General features: G+C 58.7%; 22 protein-coding genes. 16 read left to right on the top strand and 6 right to left on the bottom strand.

Translation table 11 applies throughout. The annotated features are described in order from the left end of the window. Positions 1 to 66: 66 nt before the first annotated feature. The 4 genes from ACR0KS_RS10935 (at position 67) to smpB (ending at position 2,978) form a co-directional block, all read left to right on the top strand. The gene (locus ACR0KS_RS10935; RefSeq protein ID WP_170564124.1) at positions 67 to 1,098 is read left to right on the top strand and encodes a P1 family peptidase; all 1,032 of its coding nucleotides are present in this window, start codon (positions 67 to 69) and stop codon (positions 1,096 to 1,098) included. 100 nt (positions 1,099 to 1,198) lie between these two features. Continuing rightward, a complete protein-coding gene (locus ACR0KS_RS10930) occupies positions 1,199 to 1,612 on the top strand; it encodes a cytochrome c family protein (protein ID WP_170483496.1) in 414 nt (137 codons plus the stop codon). A 208-nt stretch (positions 1,613 to 1,820) separates the two neighbouring features. Then, positions 1,821 to 2,363: an isopentenyl-diphosphate Delta-isomerase gene (gene idi / locus ACR0KS_RS10925; RefSeq protein ID WP_170387821.1), complete on the top strand. Its 543-nt coding sequence runs from the start codon at positions 1,821 to 1,823 to the stop codon at positions 2,361 to 2,363. A gap of 138 nt (positions 2,364 to 2,501) precedes the next feature. Continuing rightward, the gene (smpB, locus tag ACR0KS_RS10920) at positions 2,502 to 2,978 is read left to right on the top strand and encodes an SsrA-binding protein SmpB (protein ID WP_170387819.1); all 477 of its coding nucleotides are present in this window, start codon (positions 2,502 to 2,504) and stop codon (positions 2,976 to 2,978) included. A 13-nt stretch (positions 2,979 to 2,991) separates the two neighbouring features. Here smpB and glpK read toward each other — a convergent pair whose 3' ends face one another. From glpK to panB, 3 genes are all read right to left on the bottom strand, one after another. Continuing rightward, complete coding sequence (glpK, locus tag ACR0KS_RS10915) at positions 2,992 to 4,470, bottom strand: glycerol kinase GlpK (protein ID WP_170564121.1); 1,479 nt, start codon at positions 4,468 to 4,470, stop codon at positions 2,992 to 2,994. A 66-nt stretch (positions 4,471 to 4,536) separates the two neighbouring features. After that, the gene (panC, locus tag ACR0KS_RS10910; protein WP_170564118.1) at positions 4,537 to 5,379 is read right to left on the bottom strand and encodes a pantoate--beta-alanine ligase; all 843 of its coding nucleotides are present in this window, start codon (positions 5,377 to 5,379) and stop codon (positions 4,537 to 4,539) included. Then, a complete protein-coding gene (gene panB, locus ACR0KS_RS10905; protein ID WP_170564115.1) occupies positions 5,376 to 6,215 on the bottom strand; it encodes a 3-methyl-2-oxobutanoate hydroxymethyltransferase in 840 nt (279 codons plus the stop codon). The genes panC and panB overlap by 4 nt, the downstream gene beginning before the upstream one ends. A 171-nt stretch (positions 6,216 to 6,386) precedes the next feature. On the opposite strand from panB, the gene ACR0KS_RS10900 reads away from it, so the two are divergent. Genes ACR0KS_RS10900 through ACR0KS_RS10875 form a run of 6 tightly spaced genes read left to right on the top strand, consistent with a single transcriptional unit; the run spans position 6,387 to position 13,884 of the window. Next, complete coding sequence (locus ACR0KS_RS10900) at positions 6,387 to 7,874, top strand: ABC transporter substrate-binding protein (protein WP_170564112.1); 1,488 nt, start codon at positions 6,387 to 6,389, stop codon at positions 7,872 to 7,874. A 59-nt stretch (positions 7,875 to 7,933) separates the two neighbouring features. Beyond that, on the top strand, positions 7,934 to 9,004 hold the full coding sequence (locus ACR0KS_RS10895; protein WP_170564110.1) for a ligand-gated ion channel: 1,071 nt from the start codon (positions 7,934 to 7,936) through the stop codon (positions 9,002 to 9,004). 40 nt (positions 9,005 to 9,044) lie between these two features. Then, positions 9,045 to 9,992 carry an ABC transporter permease gene (locus ACR0KS_RS10890; protein WP_480693201.1) on the top strand — a complete coding sequence of 316 codons (948 nt, stop codon included), beginning with the start codon at positions 9,045 to 9,047 and terminating at the stop codon, positions 9,990 to 9,992. After that, complete coding sequence (locus ACR0KS_RS10885; RefSeq protein ID WP_170387805.1) at positions 9,989 to 10,804, top strand: ABC transporter permease; 816 nt, start codon at positions 9,989 to 9,991, stop codon at positions 10,802 to 10,804. The genes ACR0KS_RS10890 and ACR0KS_RS10885 overlap by 4 nt, the downstream gene beginning before the upstream one ends. Continuing rightward, positions 10,801 to 12,399, top strand: a complete 1,599-nt coding sequence (locus ACR0KS_RS10880) for a dipeptide ABC transporter ATP-binding protein (RefSeq protein WP_170564103.1) — start codon at positions 10,801 to 10,803, stop codon at positions 12,397 to 12,399. The genes ACR0KS_RS10885 and ACR0KS_RS10880 overlap by 4 nt, the downstream gene beginning before the upstream one ends. Before the next feature lie 33 nt (positions 12,400 to 12,432). After that, positions 12,433 to 13,884, top strand: coding sequence for an aldehyde dehydrogenase family protein (locus tag ACR0KS_RS10875; protein ID WP_170564100.1), 1,452 nt, complete (start codon positions 12,433 to 12,435; stop codon positions 13,882 to 13,884). A 3-nt stretch (positions 13,885 to 13,887) separates the two neighbouring features. On the opposite strand, the gene pncB is transcribed toward ACR0KS_RS10875, so the two are convergent. After that, positions 13,888 to 15,180, bottom strand: a complete 1,293-nt coding sequence (pncB, locus tag ACR0KS_RS10870; protein ID WP_170387799.1) for a nicotinate phosphoribosyltransferase — start codon at positions 15,178 to 15,180, stop codon at positions 13,888 to 13,890. 163 nt (positions 15,181 to 15,343) lie between these two features. Between pncB and ACR0KS_RS10865 the strand changes: the two genes are divergently transcribed. Beyond that, positions 15,344 to 15,877, top strand: a complete 534-nt coding sequence (locus tag ACR0KS_RS10865) for a hypothetical protein (protein WP_170564097.1) — start codon at positions 15,344 to 15,346, stop codon at positions 15,875 to 15,877. Here ACR0KS_RS10865 and pncA read toward each other — a convergent pair. Continuing rightward, positions 15,874 to 16,467 (bottom strand): bifunctional nicotinamidase/pyrazinamidase, encoded by a 594-nt coding sequence (gene pncA / locus ACR0KS_RS10860; protein ID WP_170564094.1) that lies wholly within the window; start codon positions 16,465 to 16,467, stop codon positions 15,874 to 15,876. The genes ACR0KS_RS10865 and pncA overlap by 4 nt on opposite strands. A 96-nt stretch (positions 16,468 to 16,563) precedes the next feature. Between pncA and trhO the strand changes: the two genes are divergently transcribed. Beyond that, the gene (gene trhO / locus ACR0KS_RS10855) at positions 16,564 to 17,469 is read left to right on the top strand and encodes an oxygen-dependent tRNA uridine(34) hydroxylase TrhO (protein ID WP_170564092.1); all 906 of its coding nucleotides are present in this window, start codon (positions 16,564 to 16,566) and stop codon (positions 17,467 to 17,469) included. Between the two features lie 75 nt (positions 17,470 to 17,544). After that, positions 17,545 to 18,048 (top strand): potassium channel family protein, encoded by a 504-nt coding sequence (locus ACR0KS_RS10850; protein WP_170564089.1) that lies wholly within the window; start codon positions 17,545 to 17,547, stop codon positions 18,046 to 18,048. 4 nt (positions 18,049 to 18,052) lie between these two features. On the opposite strand, the gene ACR0KS_RS10845 is transcribed toward ACR0KS_RS10850, so the two are convergent. Then, positions 18,053 to 18,382, bottom strand: a complete 330-nt coding sequence (locus tag ACR0KS_RS10845; protein ID WP_170564086.1) for a hypothetical protein — start codon at positions 18,380 to 18,382, stop codon at positions 18,053 to 18,055. A 162-nt stretch (positions 18,383 to 18,544) separates the two neighbouring features. Between ACR0KS_RS10845 and betB the strand changes: the two genes are divergently transcribed. From betB to ACR0KS_RS10830, 3 genes are all read left to right on the top strand, one after another. Beyond that, positions 18,545 to 19,999, top strand: coding sequence for a betaine-aldehyde dehydrogenase (gene betB / locus ACR0KS_RS10840; RefSeq protein ID WP_170564084.1), 1,455 nt, complete (start codon positions 18,545 to 18,547; stop codon positions 19,997 to 19,999). Positions 20,000 to 20,119: 120 nt separating this feature from the next. Continuing rightward, entirely contained in the window at positions 20,120 to 22,564 is a 2,445-nt protein-coding gene (locus ACR0KS_RS10835; protein ID WP_170564081.1) for an FAD-dependent oxidoreductase, read from the top strand. Further along, positions 22,561 to 23,913, top strand: coding sequence for an MmgE/PrpD family protein (locus ACR0KS_RS10830; protein WP_170564078.1), 1,353 nt, complete (start codon positions 22,561 to 22,563; stop codon positions 23,911 to 23,913). Before ACR0KS_RS10835 ends, ACR0KS_RS10830 begins: the two co-directional genes overlap by 4 nt. Positions 23,914 to 23,961 lie beyond the last annotated feature (48 nt).

The raw sequence follows: 23,961 nt of genomic DNA, 5'->3' as shown, positions 1-23,961 counted from the left end.
GCCAAAAATATCCCCGCCGGAGGCAGCGCGCTTGCGCGCTTACTGGCCTAAACGTCAAAGAAACACATGATCCCTGGACCAAAGAACCTGATCACCGATGTCCCCGGCCTTTTGGTCGGCAACGCGCAGGATCATACCCTGAAATCCGGCGCGACCGTCTTAACCGCCGAGTCGCCGTTCACAGCGTCAGTTCATGTCATGGGCGGCGCACCGGGCACGCGCGAAACTGATCTGCTGGCTGCGGACAAATCCGTGGACAGGGTGGATGCGATTGTTCTGTCTGGTGGCTCGGCCTTTGGTCTGGACGCTTGTTCCGGCGTTTCGGACATGCTGCACGCGCAAGGGCGCGGGTTCCAGGTGGGTCGCGCGGTGGTCCCCATCGTACCCGGCGCAATCCTGTTTGACCTGCTGAACGGCGGCGAAAAAACATGGGCTGAAAATCCGTACCGAGGATTGGGACAACGCGCATTTCAAGTCGCCGCAGAACAGTTCAAACTGGGAAGTGTCGGTGCAGGAACCGGGGCGCTGGCAGCGATGCATAAAGGTGGATTGGGATCAGCCTCGCTTGTGTTGTCCAGCGGTGTGACCGTGGGTGCCTTGGTCGCCGCGAACCCCTTGGGCAGTGTTACCACGCCGGGTGAGCGGCATTTCTGGGCTGCCCCCTTTGAAATCGAGGATGAATTCGGCGGGTGCGGCCCTGACGGCTCCTCGGGTCTGGGGCGGGCAGTTCTCAGCCGCAAGGCGCAAGCCATGCATCCGGCCTCGCCAGAAGACGCGAACACGACGATCGCGATCGTCGCGACGGATGCCGCCCTGTCCAAGACTCAATGTCAGCGTATGGCCGTAGCCGCGCATGACGGTATCTCACGGGCCATCGTTCCGGCGCATACGCCAGGGGACGGCGATTTGGTATTTGGGGTTAGCACTGGATCGCGCGAGATTGGCCATGATCCTTCCGAGTTGGGTATGATAGGTCATGCGGCTTCGATCTGCCTGGCGCGCGCAATCGCCCGCGCCGTCTATCTGGCGACGCCCGCGCCAGGAGACCTTTTGCCATGCTGGTCCGAGCACAATGGCCAGGACGATTCCGCCTCGTGACGCAAGCGAAATCCGACCTTCGTACGCGGCAATCTGCGCGTTGACTCTGTGCCTGTGCAGGGTTCCATTCGGAACAGCCAATTTGTATCGGAGCAAAGCAATGAATCGCATCCTCGCCACCGCAATTATGGGTCTGCTGGCCATCCCCGCTTATGCTGAAGGCGACGCAGAAGCAGGCAAAAAGGCGTTTAACAAGTGCAAGTCATGCCACCTGATCGCCGACCCTGCAGGAGAAGTGATTGTCAAAGGCGGCAAAACCGGTCCGAACCTTTATGGTATCGCGGGCCGCACAGCGGGCACTGTCGACGGGTTCAAATACGGTGATAGCCTTGTTGCCGCAGGTGAAAAGGGTCTGGTCTGGGACGAAACAACCTTTGTCGAGTACGCGCAGGACCCCAAGGCATTCCTGAAATCCTATTTGGATGAAACGTCTGCAAAGTCCAAGATGACGTTCAGATTGAAGTCGGGCGCCGAGGACGTTTACGCCTATATCGTCAGCGTTTCGGGTGAATAACGTCTGAAACCGGGCAACCTGTAAGAAACCAAAAGGCCGCAGCACCTGCGGCCTTTCGTGCGGTTGATAACCAGATGGATCAGCGCCACCTTGGTTTTGCGCGGTTCTACATGCGCCCCGCGCATGGAGCCGCAAAGCCAAGCCGGTCCGGTCACGGCCAGAATATGAAACCCGGCCGTTCAGAGGGATCGGCAGCAGGAGACACCAAATGGGAATCATGATCCCGGCCTGGGTTGATGGCGAGTTGACCCCAGTGGACAAGCTCGAGGCGCATGAAAAAGGACTGCGGCACAAGGCGGTATCTGTCTTTGTCGTCCGAGGGACAGAAATTCTGCTGCAGCGTCGGGCGATGGGCAAGTACCACACACCCGGCCTTTGGGCCAACACATGTTGCACCCATCCCGACTGGGGTGAGACGCCCTCGGAATGTGCTGTTCGTCGTCTGCGAGAAGAACTGGGGATCACCGGGCTATACCCCGAGTACCGGCACCGGCTGGAATATCACGCGGATGTCGGCAACAACATGATCGAACACGAGGTGGTCGATATTTTTCTGGCCCATGTCCGCGGCCCGTTGAAAGTAGAGCCCAATCCAGACGAAGTGATGGACACGCGATGGATCGACTATCACGATCTTCTGGCAGAGGTTCAGCGCCATCCGGCCCGGTTCACGCCGTGGCTGAAGATATATCTTCACAACCACGCTGACACCATATTTGGCCCCGATTTGATCATCTCGGCCAAGTCCTGAGCGCTTTTTGGGTTCGCGTTTCACCTTGGACGAGTTTTCGGAAAAGGCGATAGGCAGAGGCGACGTCTTACCGTCCAGAACGATCACAAGCCGCTCTGGGCTTGCAAGGTCCGGCCAAGCCGCCTAAATCAACGCGTCATGGCCAAGCAGAAGACAGACCCGAATTACAAAGTGATCGCCGAAAACCGGCGTGCGCGCTTCGATTACGCGATCGAGGAAGATATCGAGTGCGGCATCGTGCTGGAGGGGTCCGAGGTCAAATCGCTTCGCTCTGGCGGATCGAACATCGCCGAAAGCTATGCGTCGGTCGACGACGGAGAGTTATGGCTGATCAACAGCTACATCGCGCCCTACGAGCAGGCCAAAGTCTTCAAGCACGAGGAACGCCGCCGTCGCAAGCTGTTGGTGTCGCGCAAAGAGCTGTCGAACCTGTGGAATGCGACCCAGCGCAAGGGCATGACGCTGGTGCCGCTGGTTCTGTATTTCAATCACAAGGGCCGCGCGAAAATTAAGATCGGTATCGCCAAGGGTAAAAAGACCCACGACAAGCGTGAAACGCAAGCCAAGCGCGATTGGTCACGTCAAAAGCAGCGGCTGCTGAAGGATCACAGTTGACCCTTCTGCTGCCTTAGAATGCCATTGCTGCGGAAACTGCGCGCTGCCAGCGGGCGTAAGCGGCATCCCTTTCTTCCTCGGACAGTTCGGGTTCAAATCTGCGGTCCAGCGCCCAAGTTTCCGAGAATTCGTGCTGCTTTGGGTAAATCCCCGCACGCATTCCGGCCAGCCACGCAGCGCCCAGCGCTGTCGTTTCCTGCATGACAGGGCGGTCGACTGCTGCGCCAAGATAGTCAGCCAGCCCCTGCATGGCCCAGTCCGATGCGCTGGCCCCGCCGTCTACGCGCAGAGTAACTTTGGTGTCTTGGCCCCAGTCCCCTTGCATGGCGTGCCATAGGTCGCGCGTTTGGTAGGCGATGCTTTCAAGTGTGGCGCGCGCAAACTCGGCGCGACCAGAGTTGCGCGTCAGACCAAAAACAGCCCCCCGGCAATCCGGTTTCCAGTAGGGCGCACCCAGCCCCGTGAACGCAGGCACCAGCACGACGTTCTGGTTTGGGTCCGCCTGCAGCGCAAGCTCACCGCTTTCGGCGGCAGACTCGATGATCTGCAACGCATCGCGCAGCCACTGCACAGCGGCACCGGCAACAAAGATTGACCCTTCCAGAGCGTAGGTACGTTGACCGTTCAACTGGTACGCGATGGTTGTCAGCAAGCGGTTCTTGGATTCCACCGGCTGTGACCCGGTGTTCAAAAGCGCAAAGCACCCGGTGCCATAGGTGGATTTCATCATGCCCGGTTTGAAACACGCCTGCCCGACCGTCGCGGCCTGCTGATCACCCGCAACGCCCAGAATGGGAATCTCGCCGCCCAACAGGGTTGTTGTTCCAAAGTCCGAGGCGCAGTCGTGCACCTCGGGCAGCATATTCATCGGAACATCCAGCAGATCACAAATCTCGGCGCTCCATTCGCCCTTGTGGATGTCAAACAGCAGGGTTCGGGCGGCGTTGGTGGCGTCGGTGGCGTGGCTGCGGCCTTCGGTCAGGCGCCAGATCAGGAAACAGTCGATGGTGCCGAACATCAGCTCTCCGGCTTCGGCCTTGTCCCGCGCACCCGGCACGGTATCCAGCAACCATTTGACCTTGGTTCCCGAGAAATACGGGTCCAGCAGCAGACCAGTCTGGACGGTGATATCGTCTTCGCATCCAGCTTGTTTGTAACGGGCGCATATCTCGGCGGTGCGGCGGTCCTGCCAGACGATGGCATTGTGGATCGGCTTGCCCGTGGCACGGTCCCAGACGACGGTGGTTTCGCGCTGATTGGTGATCCCGATACCCGCGATCTGATCCGGCGTCACACCGGCACTGTCCATCACTTCGCGGCAGACCCGAAGAACGCTGTCCCAGATCTCCTCGGGGTCATGCTCGACCCAGCCTTCCTGCGGAAAGTGCTGCGTGAACTCATGCTGAGCGGTGTCCACGCGTTGCATATCCGCGTCGAACAAAATGGCCCGCGATGATGTAGTGCCCTGATCAATGGCAAGAATAAAGGTCACGCCTGCGTCCCTCCCGTTTCGTTTTGCGGGACTTTAGCGCAAACGGTTACGAACGTACCAGAGCGATCAGACAGGAATATTGTCGATCAACCGAACACCATCCGCCCAGGCTGCTGCAAACAGGCGCGCAGGGCGTGATGCATGGGTCAGGGGCTCAAGCGTTTCGGCGCAGCGTAGCTGAATATATTCGACCTGCGTAAACCCCGCGGCCAGCAGTTCGGTTTCGGCCCGCGCGCCCAAAGTGTCAAATTGCGCACCATCGGCCAATTCCTTAGCAAGCGCGCGCATGATCCGGTGTTTGTTGGCGGCAATGTCCAACCCTTCCGGCGATAGACGCAGATTGCGCGACGACATCGCCAGCCCCGAGGGTTCGCGAACCGTGGGGCAGCCGATCACGTCGACCGGAATGTCCAGATCACGTGCCATGCGGCGCACGACCATCAGTTGTTGATAGTCTTTTTCCCCGAAATACGCGCGATCCGCCTGCGTTTGTAGAAACAGTTTGGCGACCACGGTGGCCACGCCATCGAAATGGCCGGGACGGAACTCGCCTTCCATCACATTGGTCAGGCCCGCGACGGAAACGGTGGTGGCGAATCCCTGCGGATAGATTTCCTCGGGCTCGGGCACGTAGATCGCGTCGACGCCGTAAGGGACAAGTTTCTGCGCGTCCTCGTTTTCGGTGCGCGGATACTTGGCCAGATCCTCGGGGTTGTTGAATTGTTTGGGGTTCACAAAAATGGTCACGATCACCCGGTCCGAGCCCGCCTTGGCCGCCTCGACCAGCGACAGATGCCCCTGATGCAGTGCGCCCATCGTGGGTACGACGCCGATCGTTTCACCATTATTGCGCCATTGAGTTGTCAACGCGCGCAGATCCGTCAGGCGGCGAAGGATAGGGGCAGTCATTTAGTTTGTCCTTTAGCCGGAGCCTGATCTGAGAACACGTGTTCCTCGGCTGGAAAAGTCCGCGCACGGACTTCGGCGGCGTATTCCGCAATGGCCGATTCCGCCAGCGGGCCAAGCTCGGCATAGCGTTTGACGAATTTTGGTTTGAAGGCGGTGAAAAAGCCGACCATGTCATCCACCACCAGAATCTGACCGTCACACCCGGCAGAGGCACCGATGCCAATCGTGGGGATCGCGATTTCAGCCGTAATTCGGTCGGCCAGCCGTTGTGGAACTTTTTCAAGCACAACAGAAAACGCGCCTGCATCGGCAACGGCACGGGCATCGGCCAGAACTGCCTCGGCCTGGTCATCCCGGCCTTGCACCTTGTAGCCGCCCAGCGTGTTGATGGATTGCGGCGTCAGGCCGATATGCGCCATCACCGGGATGCCGCGTTTGACCAGAAAGCGGATGGTTTTGGCCATCTCGACGCCGCCCTCCAACTTGACCGCGCCTGCGCCCGTTTCGGCCATCAGGCGGGCGGCGTTGCGGAAAGCTTCGTTTGGCGAATGCTCGTAACTGGCGAAAGGCATATCAATGACCATCATCGCGTTGTTCAAACCGCGCGATACGGCCTGACCATGCAGGATCATCATCTCCATCGTCACCCCAAGGGTCGATTCCAGACCGTGCAGCACCATACCGACGCTGTCGCCCACCAGAACAAAGTCGCAATGGTCATCCATCAGCCGTGCCATCGGCGTGGTATAGGCGGTCAGGCTGACCAGAGGTTCGCCCCCTTTGCGGGCGCGGATATCCTCTGCGTTTGGTGCCTTTTTGCGGGCGGTGGCGCTCATGATCGCTCCTCCGGGATTCATGTTGCAGCGCGGCATAGCAGATCGGACATGGGCTAAGAAACCCCGGTTGCGCCAACAATCCCTTGATTGACCTAAGGTTTAAAGTGACATTGGTCTTGGAAAGGCCCGGAAAAATACGGGGCCGCGGATATTCAGTGGGGAGTTATTTCTATGACAAAGCAGATGTTTCGGTCCTTCGCCTCGGCCCTTGCGGTGGGCGTCAGCCTGTTCGCGACGCAGGGTTTGGCCAAGTCCGACATAACCATCGCCATGCAACTGGAACCACCGCATCTGGACCCGACCAGCGCCGCGGCGCAGGCTATCGATTCGGTTGTGTACACGAATATATTTGAAGGTCTGACGCGGTTCATGGGGGATGGCTCTGTCGTGCCCGGCCTGGCCGAAAGCTGGGAGATTTCCGAGGACGGCACGGTTTACACCTTCAAGCTGCATGACGGGGTTACGTTCCATGATGGTACGGCGATGGATGCCGAAGACGTCAAGTTCACCCTTGATCGCGCCACCGCCGCAGACAGCGCCAACGCGCAAAAAGCCCTGTTTGCCGGCATCGAAAGCGTCGAGGTCGTGGACCCCCTGACCGTCAAGGTCACGCTGTCGGCTCCGAACGGGAACTTTCTGTTCAATCTGGCTTGGGGTGACGCGGTGATCGTGGCCCCCGAGAGTATCGATAAAATCAAGACCAACCCTGTCGGAACCGGAGCTTTCACCTTTGGCGAATGGGTTCAGGGCGACAGCATCACGCTGAACCGCAACCCAGATTATTGGGGTGAACAACCAGCGCTTGAGACTGCCACATTCAAATTCATCTCGGACCCGACTGCTGCCTTTGCCGCGATGATGGCCGAAGATGTGGATGTGTTTGACAACTTCCCTGCGCCTGAAAATCTGCCTCAGTTCGAGGCCGACCCGCGGTTCCAGGTGCTCGTTGGATCAACCGAAGGCGAGACCATCCTTTCGACCAACAACAAACAGCCACCCTTCGATGACATTTTGGTGCGGCAGGCAATGGCTCATGCGATTGACCGGCAGGCCATAATCGACGGAGCCATGTTTGGCTACGGAACGCCGATTGGAACTCATTTTGCTCCGCATAACCCGGCCTATGTCGATCTGACGGGTAACTCGGCATACGACCCGAAAATGGCGGCACAGTTGTTGGCTGAGGCTGGGTACGCAGACGGGTTTGAAATCACTTTGCACCTGCCGCCCCCTTCCTACGCGCGCCGTGGCGGCGAGATCATCGCCGCACAACTGGCCGAAGTTGGAATACAGGCGGAAATCATCAACGTGGAATGGGCGCAATGGCTGGAATCCGTGTTCAAGGGTAAGGATTTTGGCCTGACGATTGTTAGCCATACCGAGCCGATGGACATCGGTATCTACGCGCGGCCTGACTACTATTTCCAGTATGACAGCGTCGATTTCCAGACATTGATGGAGACTCTGAACGGCACCACTGATCCGGACGCTCGTAAAAAGCTGCTGGGTGAAGCTCAGCGCCTGATCTCAAATGACTATGTCAACGGATACCTTTTCCAGCTTGCCAAACTGGGCGTCGCCAAAGCCGGGGTTCAGGGTCTGTGGGAAAACGCGCCAACGGCCGCCATTGACCTGACGGCGATCAGTTGGTCCGAGTAATCGCTTCGGGGCCGCAATAGGCGGCCCCGGTAAACTGCAATTGCCTAAAAAGCCTTGCTATGACGGTATTTCGCATATTCTGCTTATTTGTTGCGACCGCCTTTCTGACCTTTTCGTCTGTCGGTCAGGTTCAGGCGCAAAACGCGCTTGGGGGTCGATTGGATGCGCTGGCGGGCACGCCGGAAAACCCTCTGCAAGTTGGCATCGGCATCTGGATCGACCAGATCACCAGCGTTGATCAGAAGGCCGAGAATTACGGCGCGGTTGTTGTGTTGCGGGTGGAATGGACGGACCCCGCACTGGCCTTTGATCAACAGGCATTGGGTCGTGATATCAGGGTTTTTAGTCCGCCTGCCCTGGCCGACCATGCGGCAAATATCGGGGCCGTGCTGCCCGCCTTTGTCATTCACAACCAGCAATCCAACAAGTGGATACACGAGTCCGCCGCCTCGCTGCGGTATGACGGTCGGGTGGTCTATGTCGAGAAGTCCAATCTGACGTTGCAGGCTCCGCATTTCGATTTTCGCAAATACCCGTTCGACACGCAGGATTTCTTCTTTGAAGTCGTCTCGATCTTTCCCTCGGACTACGTGTCCTACTATCCACTTGAGGACCACTCGGGCCTGGGCGACATGCTGGGCGAGGAAGAGTGGGTACTTGGAAATGCCCGTGTTGAAGTATCGACGGTTCCGGGACTGTCGGGGCAAGAAAGTGATCAGATTGCGCTGGTTTTTGAAGGCAGCCGTCACCTGACCTATTATGTGATCCGTGTTTTCCTTCCGATGTTGGTGCTGATCACGGTCGGCTGGGCGCTGTTCTTTCTGGACGAATACCGCAGACGGATCGAAATCGCCGGAGGCAACCTTCTGGTGTTTGTGGCCTTTAACTGGGCAATCTCGGCCGATCTGCCCAAGCTGGGATACCTGACTTTTCTGGATTTCGTTCTGCAGTGCATGTTCCTGATGACCGGGGCTTTGATCGTGTTCAACGTGGCCCTGCGAAAGTTAAAAGTATCAGGTCGGGAAAACGGTGCGCGTAAACTGGACAATTATGCGATCAAGTGGATTTACCCGCTGGGTTATGCGGCCATCGTCGGTTACGCGGTTTTTGCCTATCTTCTGATACCTTAGGTGCTGGACCCGCGCCATATGTGACCCTAACGTGGCTTCAATGCTCCGTTATGCTTTGAAACGTCTGATGTCCCTGATGATCAGCCTGGCTGTGGCCTCGGTGGTCATTTTTGCGGTGATCGAGGTTGCCCCCGGCGATCCCGCGTCCTTTATGCTAGGCGTCAACGCGCAAGAGGACACGCTGGCCGCGCTACGCCAAGAACTCGGGTTGGATGGCTCGAAACTTCAGCGTTACTTTAGCTGGGTTGGCGGGATGCTGGTGGGGGATTTCGGAACCTCCTACACATATCGCACACCGGTTTCACAGATGATCGCAGATCGGTTGTGGGTGTCGCTGCCCTTGGCGTTATACGCGCTGACCCTGTCGACCCTGATTGCCTTTCCCGCTGGAATCTATGCCGCCGCGCGCCGGGGCAAGCCGGGGGATTTGACCGTGATGGGTGCCACGCAACTGGGCATCGCAGTTCCCAATTTCTGGTTCGCGATGATGCTGGTGCTGATCTTCGCCATCAACCTGCGCTGGTTCAACGCCGGAGGGTTCGCAGGGTGGGACACCGGGTTCTGGATTGGCCTGCATTCCCTAACCCTGCCCGCTATCGCGCTGGCCCTGCCGCAAGCGGCGATTCTGGCGCGAGTGATGCGGTCATCCTTGCTGGATATTCTGGGCGAAGATTTCATGCGGACGGCGCGTGCCAAGGGGTTATCGCGCCGACAGGCATTGTGGAGGCATGGCGTGCGCAACGCGCTGCTTCCGGTGCTGACGATAATCGGGCTGCAATTTTCTTTCCTGCTGGCTGGTTCGATCATCATCGAACAGGTGTTCTACCTTCCGGGCCTCGGTCGGCTGGTGTTTCAGGCGATCTCTGCCCGGGACCTGATCGTGGTGGAATCGGTGGTCATGCTGCTGGTGTTTGCAGTCATCACCGTGAATTTTCTGGTCGATCTGGCCTATGCCGCCGTCGATCCTCGCCTGAGGAGCCGGACATGAGCCGCAACCTGATCCTTGGCGCGGCTTTGTCGTCGCTGGTTGTTCTGGCGGCGTTGGTCTCGTTTGTCTGGACGCCTTACGACTATGCGGCGCTGAGCATCCCGGACAAGCTGCAACCGCCAAATGCGCAGCACTGGTTCGGAACGGATCATTTTGGCCGTGACATGTTTTCCATGATTATGGTCGGTGCCCGAACGTCCATTGCAGTGGCCTTAGTCGCGGTGGGCATCGGTATGGCGCTTGGCGTGCCGCTTGGATTGGCCGCAGCAGCGCGCAAAGGATCGTGGCTGGATGAGCTAATAATGCGCGGCAACGATTTGGTATTTGCGTTTCCCTCACTGGTCATCGCGATCCTGATCACCGCCGTGTTCGGGGCTGGGGCGGTCAACGCGATCATCGCGATTGGCATTTTCAACATCCCCGTCTTCGCCCGCATCACTCGCGGCGCGGCGCTGTCCCTGTGGGAGCGCGAATTCATCCTCGCCGCGCGCGTGTCGGGCAAGGGCGCTGCCCGGATATCAGCCGAACACATCCTGCCCAATGTCGCCAATTTGCTGATCGTGCAGGGAACCATTCAGTTCTCGCTTGGGATTCTGGCCGAGGCGGGCCTGTCTTATGTCGGTCTGGGGGCGCAACCGCCAACGCCCAGTTGGGGTCGGATGCTGGCCGACGCACAGACAATGGTCAGTTTTGCCCCGCATTTGGCTCTGATTCCGGGGTTTGCGATTATCGTCACCGTGCTGGGCCTGAACCTGTTGGGGGATGGCCTGCGTGATTGGCTGGATCCCCGGATAAGGGTGGCGCGCGCATGAGCTTGCTGGACATCAAGAACCTGTCCCTGTCGATCCACGGGGTTGAAATCCTGAAACAGGTCAGTCTGTCCGTCGACCCGGGTCAGATCGTGGCCGTCACGGGTGAAAGCGGCTCGGGCAAGTCCATGACGGCCCTGTCCGTCATGAACCTGCTGCCGAACGGGGCGCAAACGCAGGGCGCGATCCGGCTGGACGGTCTTGACCTGCTGACCCGCCCCGAGGCGGACATGTGTGCCCTGCGCGGCGCCTCGATCGGAATGGTGTTTCAAGAGCCGATGACCGCGTTGAACCCGGTCAAGACCATCGGGGATCAGGTGATGGAGACTATCCTGATCCACAAGGCGATGCCCCGCCCGCAAGCCCGCGAACGCGCCGAGGAGGTTCTGACCCGTGTGGGCCTGCCGCCTGATCGGTTCCCCCTGACCCGCTATCCGCACGAGTTGTCGGGCGGTCAGCGTCAGCGTGTCGTGATAGCCATGGCCATTGCGCTGCGCCCGACCCTGTTGATCGCGGATGAGCCCACGACAGCGCTGGATGTCACCACGCAGGCGCAAATCCTCGATCTGCTCAGGGGGTTGGTCAGCGAGTATGGCATGGGTCTGCTGATGATCACCCATGATCTGGCGGTTGTGGCGGATCTGGCCGACAAGATCGTCGTTATGCGTCATGGCGAAGTTGTTGAAGAAGGGGCCACGGAAAACCTGTTGCGCAACATGCAGCACCCCTACACGCGCATGCTGTTCGAGGCGTCCGGTCACAAGGTTTCCCTGCCCGACACGATAAGCCCGCGCCCGTTGCTGGAGGTTACGCAGGTCGTCCGCGACTACCGCCTTCCCCGGAAAGGCTTGTTTGATACACCCGGTCATCACCGCGCCGTTGATCAGGTCAGTTTCACCCTCAATCGTGGCGAGCGTTTGGGGTTGGTCGGTGAGTCCGGTTGTGGAAAATCGACCCTAACAAGGGCAATATTGGGGCTAGAGGACGTTCAGGCCGGGGACATCCGACTAGACGGGGAACCCGTTTTTGCGGGCCACAAGCCCAACCCGGCCGTTCGGCGAAAAATGCAGGTGGTGTTTCAGGACCCTTACGGCAGTTTCAACCCTCGCCACCGGGTTGCGCGGTTGATCACAGAGCCGTTTCACGTATTGGACACTCCCCCCAAAGGGGCCGAGCGTCAGGACTTGATCGCTGAAATGCTAAGTGCCGTGGGCCTCAACCCCAAAGATGCCGACAAGTACATCCATGAATTTTCCGGCGGTCAGCGGCAGCGCATCGCCATTGCCCGCGCCTTGATCATCCGGCCCGAGTTGATCCTGTTTGACGAGGCGGTTTCGGCGCTCGACGTGTCCGTACGCGCGCAAATCCTCGACCTTCTGGCCGAGCTTTGCGCCGCGTATGACCTGACCTATTTGTTTATTAGCCACGATCTCAGCGTTGTCAGAACGATAACCGACCGCGTTATGGTGATGCAGGCCGGTAAGATTGTTGAGCAGGGCGAGACCGAGCAGGTCTTTTCTGATCCGCAGCACCCCTATACCCGAACCCTGATCAACGCCGCGCCCATCCTGCCAGATATTGGCAGTCAGGTTGCCTAATTTCTAATGTTAGAGCCGAAATAGGAGATCGAAATGCCCAATCCTCTCTGGTTCAACCCAACCCACTGCCTGATCGGTGGCGCATGGGGCGATCCTACCTCGGGGTCCACGCTGCCTTTGGTCAATCCTTCCGATGGGGCCGAGATTTGCCGCATCGCCCGCGGTGAGGCCGCAGATATCGACGCGGCGGTTCAGGCCGCGCACTCGGCCCTGGACGGCGACTGGGGCCGTAAAACAGCGCTGGAGCGGGGCCGCATCCTGACGCGGCTGGGTCAGTTGGTTCTGGAACGGGTCGATGATCTGGCAGCTTTGGAGGCGATGGATGTTGGCAAGCCGCTGACTCAGGCCCGCGCCGATGCCGTGGCGCTGGCGCGGTATTGCGAGTTTTATGGCGGTGCCGCCGACAAGGTCATGGGCGAGACGATCCCTTATCTGGAAGGCTATACCGTCTACACCTTGCGCGAACCGCATGGGGTGACGGGTCACATTGTGCCGTGGAATTACCCTATGCAGATCATTGGCCGCTCGGTCGGGGCGGCGCTGGCGATGGGCAATGCGTGTGTCCTGAAACCTGCCGAAGAAGCCTGTCTGACCGCGCTTGCCTTCGCACATCTGGCGCAAGAGGCCGGGTTGCCAGCAGGTGCGTTGAACGTGGTGCCCGGATTGGGTGCCGAGGCTGGTGCAGCGTTGTCCGCTCATCCGGGCGTGCATCATATCTCGTTCACCGGGTCGGTCGCCACAGGTGCGTTGGTGCAACAGGCGGCAGGCCGCAATGTGGTGCCAGTGACGCTGGAACTGGGCGGGAAGTCCCCGCAACTGGTGTTTGACGACGCTGATCTGGACGCCGCCCTGCCGTTTCTGGTGAACGCAGGAATTCAGAACGCGGGACAAACATGTTCGGCCTCGTCCCGGATTCTGGTGCAGCGTGGGGTGTATGAGCAGGTCAAATCCCGCATGGCCGACGCCTACACCGATCTAATCGTTGGGCCAGCGAATGAGGATTTGCGCGTCGGCCCCCTGATTTCAGCCCGTCAAAAGGATATCGTCGAAGGGTTTCTGTCCAAGGGTGCGGACCTGAAAATTGCCGCGCAGGGTCGCATTGTTGAACACGCACCGATTGATGGAGCTTATGTCTGCCCAACTCTGTTTGCTGACGTTCCGCCTGATCACGCGTTGGCCCGGGACGAAATATTCGGCCCCGTGCAGGTCTTGATTCCCTTCGATTCCGAGGAAGACGCCGTGCGGATTGCCAACGGAACCGACTATGGCCTAGTGGCCAGCATCTGGACCCGCGACGGTGCACGCCAGATGCGATTGGCGAAACGTCTGCGCTCGGGTCAGGTTTTCGTCAACAATTATGGTGCCGGTGGCGGTGTGGAACTGCCCTTTGGCGGAGTTGGAAAATCCGGGCATGGTCGCGAAAAGGGATTTGAGGCGCTGTTTGGGTTCTCACAACTCAAAACAGTGGCAAGTTACCATGGTTAGAGCCTAAACGATCACCTCGATCGACTCTTGCGCGCCCACTCCGAACACGCGTTTGTAGCGGTCGATTTCCTCTGCCGGACCCATGGCTTTTTCAGGGTTGTCCGACAGTTTGACCGTTGGGCGGCCATTGGCTGAAACAGCTTTACACACCAGTGAAAACGGGGCCAGCGCGTCATCGGGCACCAGCCCGCGGAAATCATTGGTCAAGAGCGTACCCCAACCAAACGACACCTTGGTGCGTCCTGCAAACTGGCCGTGCAGCTCGCGAATCTTGTCTACGTCCAGTCCGTCAGAAAAGATCACTCGCTTTTCCATTGGATCCTCGCCGCGTGATTTCCACCACTGGATTGCAGTTTCCGCGCCGGTGGCCGGATCGCCACTGTCCACGCGGATACCTGTCCAACCGGCCAGCCAATCAGGGGCGCGATCCAGAAAGCCCTGTGTGCCATAGGTGTCCGGCAGGATGATGCGAAGATTACCGTCATGTTCGTCATGCCAGTCGCTGAGGACATCATACGGCGCCTGCGCCAGTGCCTCATCGGTATCAGCCAGCGCCGAGTAAACCATCGGCAGCTCGTGCGCGTTGGTGCCGATGGCTTCAACCTCGCGCCGCATGGCAATCAGGCAGTTTGACGTACCGCTGAAGGCAGGTCCCAACCCTTCGATCATGGCCTGGACGCACCAGTCCTGCCACAGAAAGGAATGCCTGCGACGCGTTCCGAAATCGGCGATGCCCAACCCCTCAATCCCGCGGAGCTGTTCGATTTTCTCCCAAACGCGGGTCATCGCACGGGCATAGAGCACCTGAAGCTCGAACCGGCGCATATCGTTCAGCACGGCGCGCGACCGCAGCTCCATCAGAACGGCCAGAGCGGGAATTTCCCACAGCATGACCTCGTGCCACTTCCCTTCAAAGGTCAGCTCATATTGGTCACCCTTGCGTTCCAGATGGTAGGGCGGCAGGCGCAGGTTCTCGAACCACTCCATGAAATCCGAGCGGAACATTTGCCGTTTGCCGTAGAACATATTGCCGCGCAGCCATGTGCTTTCGCCTCGGCTGAGGCTCAGCGAGCGGATGTGATCCAACTGTTCCCGCAGTTCACCTTCGTCGATAAGCTGGGCGAGGGGGATGTGATTCGACCGGTTGATCAGCGAAAACACCACATCCGTTTGGGGCTTATTTCGAAACACTGACTGGCACATCAGCAGTTTGTAGAAATCTGTGTCGATTAAAGACCGGACAATCGGGTCAATCTGCCATTTATGATTGTACACGCGCGCCGCAATATCGACCATGGGGAACTCCTGCGATTTCCGTTGTTAGATCAATCGGTGCGTTGAATGGCAAGAGTCGCTGGTTTGGGGACAATGACAATGTCAGGTCACAAAGCGAGCATATTGTGAAATCTTTTCGCTTGTTAGTGAGAAGTGGGAAGGGAAGACGAGGTTTAAATAGTGAATGGTTCTCGAGTACGATTTTGACATCGTTGTAGTCGACCCGGGGGATGGGGGGGCAGAGTCCGGCCGTGACGGTTTTGTGAAAAAACCGGTTTTGCGTGCGATGTTTCGCAACGTGAAAACGGCTGATGCATTGCGTGCTACTTCTCCTAAAATTCGCAAGATTTTTCAGGATGCAGGCTTTGGCCTGGACGCAACCGGCAGCGAGTTGTCCAGCGGGTTGTATCGCCCTCGCGACGAAGCCGAACGTGAAAGAATTCTGCGTGCCCTGTTCGCCAATATCCGAGAGATGGGAGTGAAAGGCGAATATTGTGGTGAGTTCGATTTCAGGCAGTTTCTAATGGATGTCAAAGCCGCGCGGCCGCGCAATGGTCAGCGTCGGCAAGTCGCTGACTGGACGCCCAAGCCGCGCAGTGGCTCTATGGAAAAGCCCGAACGTCGCACGGTTCCGGCCCGGATCGGGCTGGCGCTGGGGTTGGCAGTGGTTATCTTCGTAATCCTCAAGTACCTGGCTGAATCGGGGTCAGCGCCCTAGATCAGTGTAACGCCTGCGTCGCGCATCGCGGTTTCGGCTGCACCCAGTGATCCATCAAGATCAATGGCCCGGCACGCGTCCATGCGCACTTTTACGTCATATCCAAGCCGAGCCGCGTCGACCGCCGAGAAATGGACGCAGAAATCGGTGGCCAATCCAACCATCGTCAGTTTCGTGAACCCTCGTGAATTCAGATAGCCGTCAAGACCCGTTGGTGTGGTCCGGTCATTCTCGAAAAAGGCCGAGTAGCTGTCGATCGCGCTGCGAAACCCCTTGCGGATGATCAAGTCGCCATCAGTGCGTAGATCGGGATGAAACGCGGCGCCTTCAGTGCCTTGAACGCAGTGATCTGGCCACAACACTTGTGGGCCATAGGGCATCTCGGTCACGTCAAACGGGTTTTTACCCGTATGAGAGCTGGCAAAAGACGAATGTCCCGCCGGATGCCAGTCCTGTGTTAGGATCACCGCGTCGAAATCGCCCATCATCGCGTTGATGGGGGCGACGATCTGATCTCCGCCGGGCACGGCCAGCGCACCGCCGGGGCAAAAGTCGTTCTGGACGTCGATTACGATCAGGGCGTGGGTCATTGCGGCCTCCTTGCGTTGTCCTATCGGTAGGCGGCAAGCAGGGGGGCGTCAATCCGGTCCCTTGCGACTCTTTGAATGCAGGTTTAGACCGCGCGCATGTATACCATCGCTGCTCTGTATCACTTCACCCGATTCTCGGATCACGCTGCCCTGCGCGAGCCTCTGCTAGAGCTTTGCCGCGCGCAAGCGGTCAAAGGCACTCTGCTGCTGGCGCGAGAGGGGATCAATGGCACCATCGCTGGCCCCCGCGCCGGAATCGACGCGGTGCTGGCGCATATCAAGGCGTTGCCGGGATGCGCGGATCTTGAGTGGAAAGAGGCCACCGCCGATCATCCGCCCTTTGGCAAGATGAAGGTGCGCCTGAAGAAAGAGATCGTGACCATGGGCCAGCCGGATGTCGATCCGCGCGCCCGCGTTGGAAACTATGTCGAGCCCGAGGATTGGAACGACCTGATCCGCTCGGACGATGTGGTGGTGATCGATACGCGCAACGATTACGAAGTCGCGATTGGCACGTTTGAAGGCGCAATAGACCCTGAAACAGCCAGTTTCCGCGAATTCCCGGCGTGGTGGGAGGAGAACAAGGACCGCTTCCACAACAAGCGCGTCGCTATGTTCTGTACCGGCGGCATCCGCTGCGAGAAATCGACCAACTTCCTGCTGGGGCAGGGGGTTGAGGATGTCTATCACCTGAAAGGCGGCATCCTTCGCTATCTTGAGGAAATGCCCGCCGACGACAGCACATGGCAGGGCGAGTGTTTCGTGTTCGACAATCGCGTGTCCGTCGGACACGGGCTGGTCGAGGGGCCACATAACCTGTGTCACGGGTGCCGACGTCCCATTCTGCCCGAAGATATGAAGCGCTCGGAATACGAGCATGGGGTGTCCTGCCACCGGTGCATCAATGAAACGTCCGAGGCTGACAAGATGCGCTTTCGCGAGCGGCAGAAACAGATCGGTCTGGCGCGTCAACGCGGGCATGAGCATCTGGGCACGACCTAAACCTCTGATTTTTCAGGTTGCGGGTATGCGCGTCTGACCCGATGATTGACCGTGTCACATATTGACGGAGGTTTCATGCACCGCGACCCGACTACTCTGGAAGAGTGGAAATCGACCTTGGTCGCCGCCTTGGGATTGGTGTTCGCCAGTTTCATCGCGTGGTACGGGCTGTCGCGGCTGAGCGAGACCACGGCAGGCGACAAGATCGGCACAGCTACAACGGTTCTGCTGACGATCTGGCTTGTTTCGCAGACCTGGTATTACATGACTCAGGTCAAGTCACCCCGTCGGCAACTGTTGTTGATGGGGATTTCCTTCATTCAGGTCGTCCCCTTTCTTTTTGCGGCTGTCTATGGATCGTTCGGCTATTACGACCTGTGCGTCGTAGGCGCGCGCGGCCCAACGGACGTTTTGTATTTCTCTTATGTGACCTTCACGACGGTTGGGTTCGGGGATTTGCACCCTGCCGGAATGTGTCGCGGTTTGGCTGCGGCCGAGGCAATCACCGGCTATATCCTGTTGGGCCTGTTTGTGGCCGCAGCGGTCGGGATTTACGCCCGTTCACACAGCGAAAACTGATCCGCTATTTGTTGTGGTCGATCCACAGCGACATCGCATGTTTGTCCCGAAAACACTCTTGCGGGATTTGCCTGCGTTTGCCGCGGGCAATGTGCTCGGCATAGGCCACCTGCTTGCCGGTTGGATAATTGGCAAAGGGCGATGGATCATGCGGTTTGTGTGCTGAAATCCACTGTGACATGGCCCGGCGATCCCGTTGCGCCTCGACGGGGATTTCCAAAGCTGTTTGTTGAGCGATCGCGCGCGCATAGCGCATTTGCTGATCGGTGACAGGCAGCAGGTGATAGTCGTTTGACGGGCCGTTCAGAGCAGTATTTTGCGTGGCGTAAGACATCGGAATGTTCCTCTGACTATGTAGAACATAAATGGAACATTAACTTTTCTATTCAAGAGGACGGCGAATCACATCGGCGAGAGTTTGCCGTATTCAAGTTTATTGACTGATCAATCAACAAAAGTTAAAGCCGGTGGAAAGACTTCTGAAAAGGATCCGGTCATGAAATTCCAGCCCAAGGCGAGCCATTTCATCAATGGTGAATACGTCGAAGACACCAATGGTGCCCCTATCGACGTTATCTTTCCCGCAACCGGAGAGATTATCGCCCGGCTGCATTCCGCCACGCCAGAGGTTATAGAACAGGCTCTAAACAGTGCAAAAACGGCTCAGGGTGAATGGGCTGCGCTATCGGGAACCGAGCGGGGCCGGGTTCTGCGCCGTGCTGCTGACATCATGCGCGAACGCAACCGCGCGCTGTCCCTTCTTGAGACGCACGACACAGGAAAACCTCTGCAGGAAACGCTGGTCGCCGACGCCACCAGCGGGGCCGATGCGCTGGAGTATTTCGGCGGGTTGGCAGGTTCCTTGACCGGTGAGCATATCCCGCTGGGCGGCGGTGACTTCGTTTATACCATCCGCGAGGCGCTGGGCGTCTGTGTTGGTATCGGTGCGTGGAACTATCCCACCCAGATCGCCTGCTGGAAGGGTGCGCCCGCGCTGGCCTGTGGCAATGCGATGGTGTTCAAACCGTCGGAAACCACGCCCTTATCCGCGTTGAAAGTGGCCGAGATTCTGATCGAGGCCGGTGCCCCAAAAGGTATCTACAACGTCGTGCAAGGGTACGGAGACGTCGGCGCGTCGCTGGTGACGGACCCGCGCGTGGCCAAGGTCTCGCTAACCGGTTCGGTGCCCACCGGCCGCAAGGTCTATGCCGCCGCCGCCGCCGACATGAAACACGTGACGATGGAACTGGGCGGCAAGTCCCCGATGATCGTGTTTGACGATGCCGATATCGAAAATGCCGTTTCGGGCGCGATTTTGGGGAACTTCTATTCCTCGGGACAGGTCTGTTCCAACGGCACGCGCGTCTTTGTGCAGAAAGGCATCAAGGACCAATTCCTCGCTCGCCTGTCCGAACGTCTGGCCACCGCGGAAATTGGCGACCCGCTGGATGAGAGCGTGAATTTCGGCCCTATGGTCAGCGAAAACCAGATGAACATCGCGCTGGGCTATATCGAAAAAGGCAAAGCCGAGGGCGCACGGCTGGTCTATGGCGGCGAGCGAATCGAGGGCGACGGCTTTTACATGCAGCCCACCGTTTTTGCCGATGTCACCGACGACATGACCATCGCGCGTGAGGAAATCTTTGGCCCCGTCATGTCGGTTCTGGATTTCGACACCGAAGAAGAAGTCTTGGCCCGCGCCAATGATACCGAGTTCGGCCTGGCCGCTGGCGTCTTTACCAACGACCTGACCCGCGCCCATCGCATCGTGGCCGGGTTTGAGGCGGGTACCTGCTATATCAACACCTACAACCTGGCCCCGGTTGAGGCTCCGTTCGGCGGTTCCAAGATGTCGGGCGTCGGGCGCGAGAACTCGAAACTGGCGATCAACCATTTCAGCGAGATGAAGACCGTCTATGTCTCGATGAACGATGTCGAGGCACCCTACTGATCAAAACCGGCCATTCACACTCTGTTTTCGACATTTCGCGTCGGGAACAGAGCATAAGCCGCCCCTGACCTGTGGCTGACTTTCCTGCAAGCGCCAAGTTCGCAAGCAGGAGGTCAGCCCATGAAAACCCACGCTCAGGCCGTTGTGATCGGAGGGGGGCTGGTCGGATGCTCGATCCTGTATCATCTGGCCAAGCTCGGCTGGACCGATGTTGTCCTGCTGGAACGCGATGAACTGACCAGCGGGTCCACATGGCACGCGGCGGCCAATATCCACGGGCTGCACGACAACAACAACATCACCCGTATCCAGCACTATACGATGAACCTGTATAAAGAGCTGGAGAAGGAAACCGGGCAGGGTTGCGGTGTTTTCCAGTCGGGATCGCTCTATCTGGCGCAGACTGAGGACCGCGAACACCAACTGCGTCTGCAAGAGGCCAAGGCGAAGTTTTACGGTCTGAATTTCCATGAGATCAGTCGCGAACAGGCGTTGGAACTGCACCCGCTGGCGCAGTTCGACGACATTCGCTGCATCATGTTTGAACCCGATGGCGGCAATGTCGATCCTTCGGGCGTGACGCATGCCTACGCCGCCGGTGCCCGCGCGAAGGGGGCCACGATTGAGCGGTTTTGCCCCGTAATAGGGACTGAACAGCTGCCGGATGGGTCGTGGATCGTGCGCACGGAGAAAGGGGACATCCACACGCAGTGGGTGGTCAATGCAGGCGGTCTCTGGGGGCGTGAAGTTGCGGCGCTGGCCGGGATTGAGCTGCCTTTGCAACCGACCGAGCATCAGTATTTCGTCACCGAAGCCATTGATGAGGTCGCAGCCTTGGATCGCCGCCTGCCATCTATCGCCGACCGGGATGGTGAGTATTATTTCCGGCAGGAAGGCAACGGGCTGCTGATCGGTGCTTATGAGAAAGACATGAAGTTCTGGGCCGAAAGCGGCACACCCCTGGATTTCGCCCATGATCTGTTTCCCGACGATCTGGACCGGATCATGGAAAACGTCATTCGTGCCACCGAACGTGTGCCAGTCGCCGCGACCGCTGGTGTGAAACGAGTGATCAACGGCCCGATGATCTGGTCGCCCGATTCCAACGCGATCTGGGGGCCGGTGCCCGAGTTGCAGAACTATTTCTGCTGCACCGGGATCATCCCCGGATTCTCGCAATCTGGTGGTCTTGGCCTGCTGTCTGCGCAATGGATGATCGAGGGTGAGCCGCAATATGACATGTTCGCGTGGGATCTGGCGCGCTTTGGCGACTGGGCCGACAAGAAATTCACCAAGGCGCGGGTCCAAGACGCCTATACGCACCGCTTCGCCATCCATTTCCCAAACGAAGAACGCAGCGCAGGCCGTCCCGCCCGTGTGCGCCCGGCCTATCAGATGCAAAAGGATATGGGCTGCGTCTTTGGTCTGAACTGCGGGTGGGAACATCCGCTCTGGTTTGCTGACCAACCCGGAGTGACCGACACCAACGGCTTTACACGCCAGAACTGGTGGGAACCCGTAGGCCGCGAGGTGCGGATGCTGCGCGACAATGTGGGCGTGATCGACATCTCGAACTTCGCCAACTACGTCATCAAGGGACCCGGCGCACATGATTGGCTGGATCGTCTGGTCGCCAACCGCGTGCCGACCGAGATCGGGCGGTCCTGTCTGACCCCTCTGATCTCGGTACGTGGGGGCGTTGCAGGCGATTTCACCATCACCAAAACCGCCGAGGATGAGTACATGATGATCGGTTCGGGCATGGCCGAACGCTATCACCAGCGGTTCTTCAACATGGTCGAGTTACCCGAAGGAACGACGCTCGACGTCGCCACAGACCGTATCGCAGGGTTCAACGTGGCAGGGCCAAAGTCGCGCGACGTGTTACAGCGCCTCACGAATGCGGACCTGTCAAACGAGGGGTTCCGCTTTATGCGGTCCCGCCGGATCGAGGTTGCAGGTGTGCCCTGTCTGGCCATCCGCGTCAGCTTTACGGGTGACTTGGGGTGGGAGCTTCACTGCGCCGAAGAAGATCAAATCAGGCTCTATACAGCGCTTATGGAGGCAGCTCATGACTTGGGTGGGGGTCCAGTCGGCGGTCGCGCGTTGGGGTCATTGCGGATTGACAAGGGATACGGTTCCTGGGGGCGGGAGTATTCTCAGGAATATTGGCCGCAAGAAGTTGGGTTGGCCGGGCTGATCAAGTTGGACAAGGATTTCTTGCACAAAGACGCGTATCTGGCCGTCAAAGACAATGCCCCGCGTGAGGTTTTGTCGATGTTTGAAGTGGAGGCAACCAATGCCGATGCATCCGGCGGAGAGCCGATATTCACCCCGGATGGAACACCGGTTGGGCGGGTGACCTCTGGCGCATATGGCTACAGCGTCGGGAAGTCTCTGGCGATTGGATATGCCGACCCCAAGGTTGCCCAACCCGGAGATACGGTGACTATATTCATCCTTGGAAAACCGCACAAAGCCACGATTTTGTCCGAACCGCCTTTTGACCCGTCTGGTCAGCGCCTTCGGGATGTGAAGCAGCCGGTGATGGACCCGGTAAAATGACAGGGACGTTCGACGAAGTCGCGGATTTTGCGCTGCGCCGGACAGCGGATCAGATGCCGCAAAGCGCGATGGACGCAGCCGCTCTGATGATGCTGGACACGATGGGTATCCTGATCGCCTCTGGTCCGATGGAGGCTGGGGTGATCGCCCGTGAAACGGCGTCTTTGCTGTATGCCAGCACGCAGGAAGCGTATAGCGCGCGCATGATGTTCGATGGTCGACGGGTCAGCATGGCAGGGGCGGCCTATGCGATGGCGACTCAGACCGACAATCTGGATGGGCATGACGGGTACAACCCGACCAAGGGGCATATCGGCGTTGTCGTCTTGCCTGCGTTAGTGGCCTTGGCCGAGCATTGCCCCGACCTGACCGGGCCCGAGGCACTGGCCGCCGTTATCACCGGGTACGAGGTTGCCGGGCGCGCCGGGTTGTCGTTGCACGCGTCGGTCAGCGACTATCACACATCGGGCGCGTGGAATGCGCTGGGTGTGGCGGCAATGGCCTCGCGCCTGCGAGGGCATACGCCGGAACAATTGCGACAGGCGATGGGGATCGCCGAATATCACGGCCCGCGCAGTCAGATGATGCGGGAAATTGCGAACCCGACGATGCTTCACGATGGCTCTGGCTGGGGTGCGCTGGTTGGCCTGTCCGCGGCGGTTCTTGCCGAAAAGGGATTTACCGGCGCTCCGGCCATCACGATCGAAGCCCAGTCTGCGGCGTCTCATTGGGCCGATCTGGGGCAGTTCTGGCAGGTCGAACATCAATATGTGAAACCCTACCCGATCTGCCGCTGGGCACATGCGGCGATTGACGCAGTTCGCGCGGTCATGACGTCGAACAGCCTGACGCACGATCAGATTCAATCTATCCAGATCAACAGTTTTGACGAAGCAGCGTGCCTGTACGCTGGAATGCCGGAAACGACGTCTCAGGCGCAGTATTCCCTTCCCTTCGCCGTTGCGGTTCAGGCGATTTACGGGCGGATCGGGGTCGAGCATATTTCGGGGGCTGGTTTATCCGATCTTGATGTGGCCGACTTCATGCGGCGTATCCAAGTATCCAGTGCTGAACGTCATTCCGCGCGCTTTCCAAATGGTAGATGGGCGGATGTCAGGATCGAAACTACAGATGGTCGAGTGCTCGAATCTGGTGACATCCATGCGCGCGGCGGCCCCGAAGCACCCCTCCGCCGTGATGAGGTAATCGGCAAGTACACGGAGTTCACCGAGCCGGTCCTCGGGCGCGCCCGTGCGGACGCGATCCGAGATGCCATCTTGGGCTGGAGCGACCCAGAAAGCCGGTATTCCGATCTTGCGCAATGGCTTTTTGATCCCATCGAGCAATAGGCGAAATGCAGGCTCAAACACTGAGTTTTTGTCTCTAAAACGGCTGAA

This window comes from Ruegeria sp. BC7 (assembly GCF_056539165.1).
The sequence above is the reverse complement of the archived record's forward strand: the minus strand, read 5'-3'. Positions and strand labels throughout refer to the sequence as shown.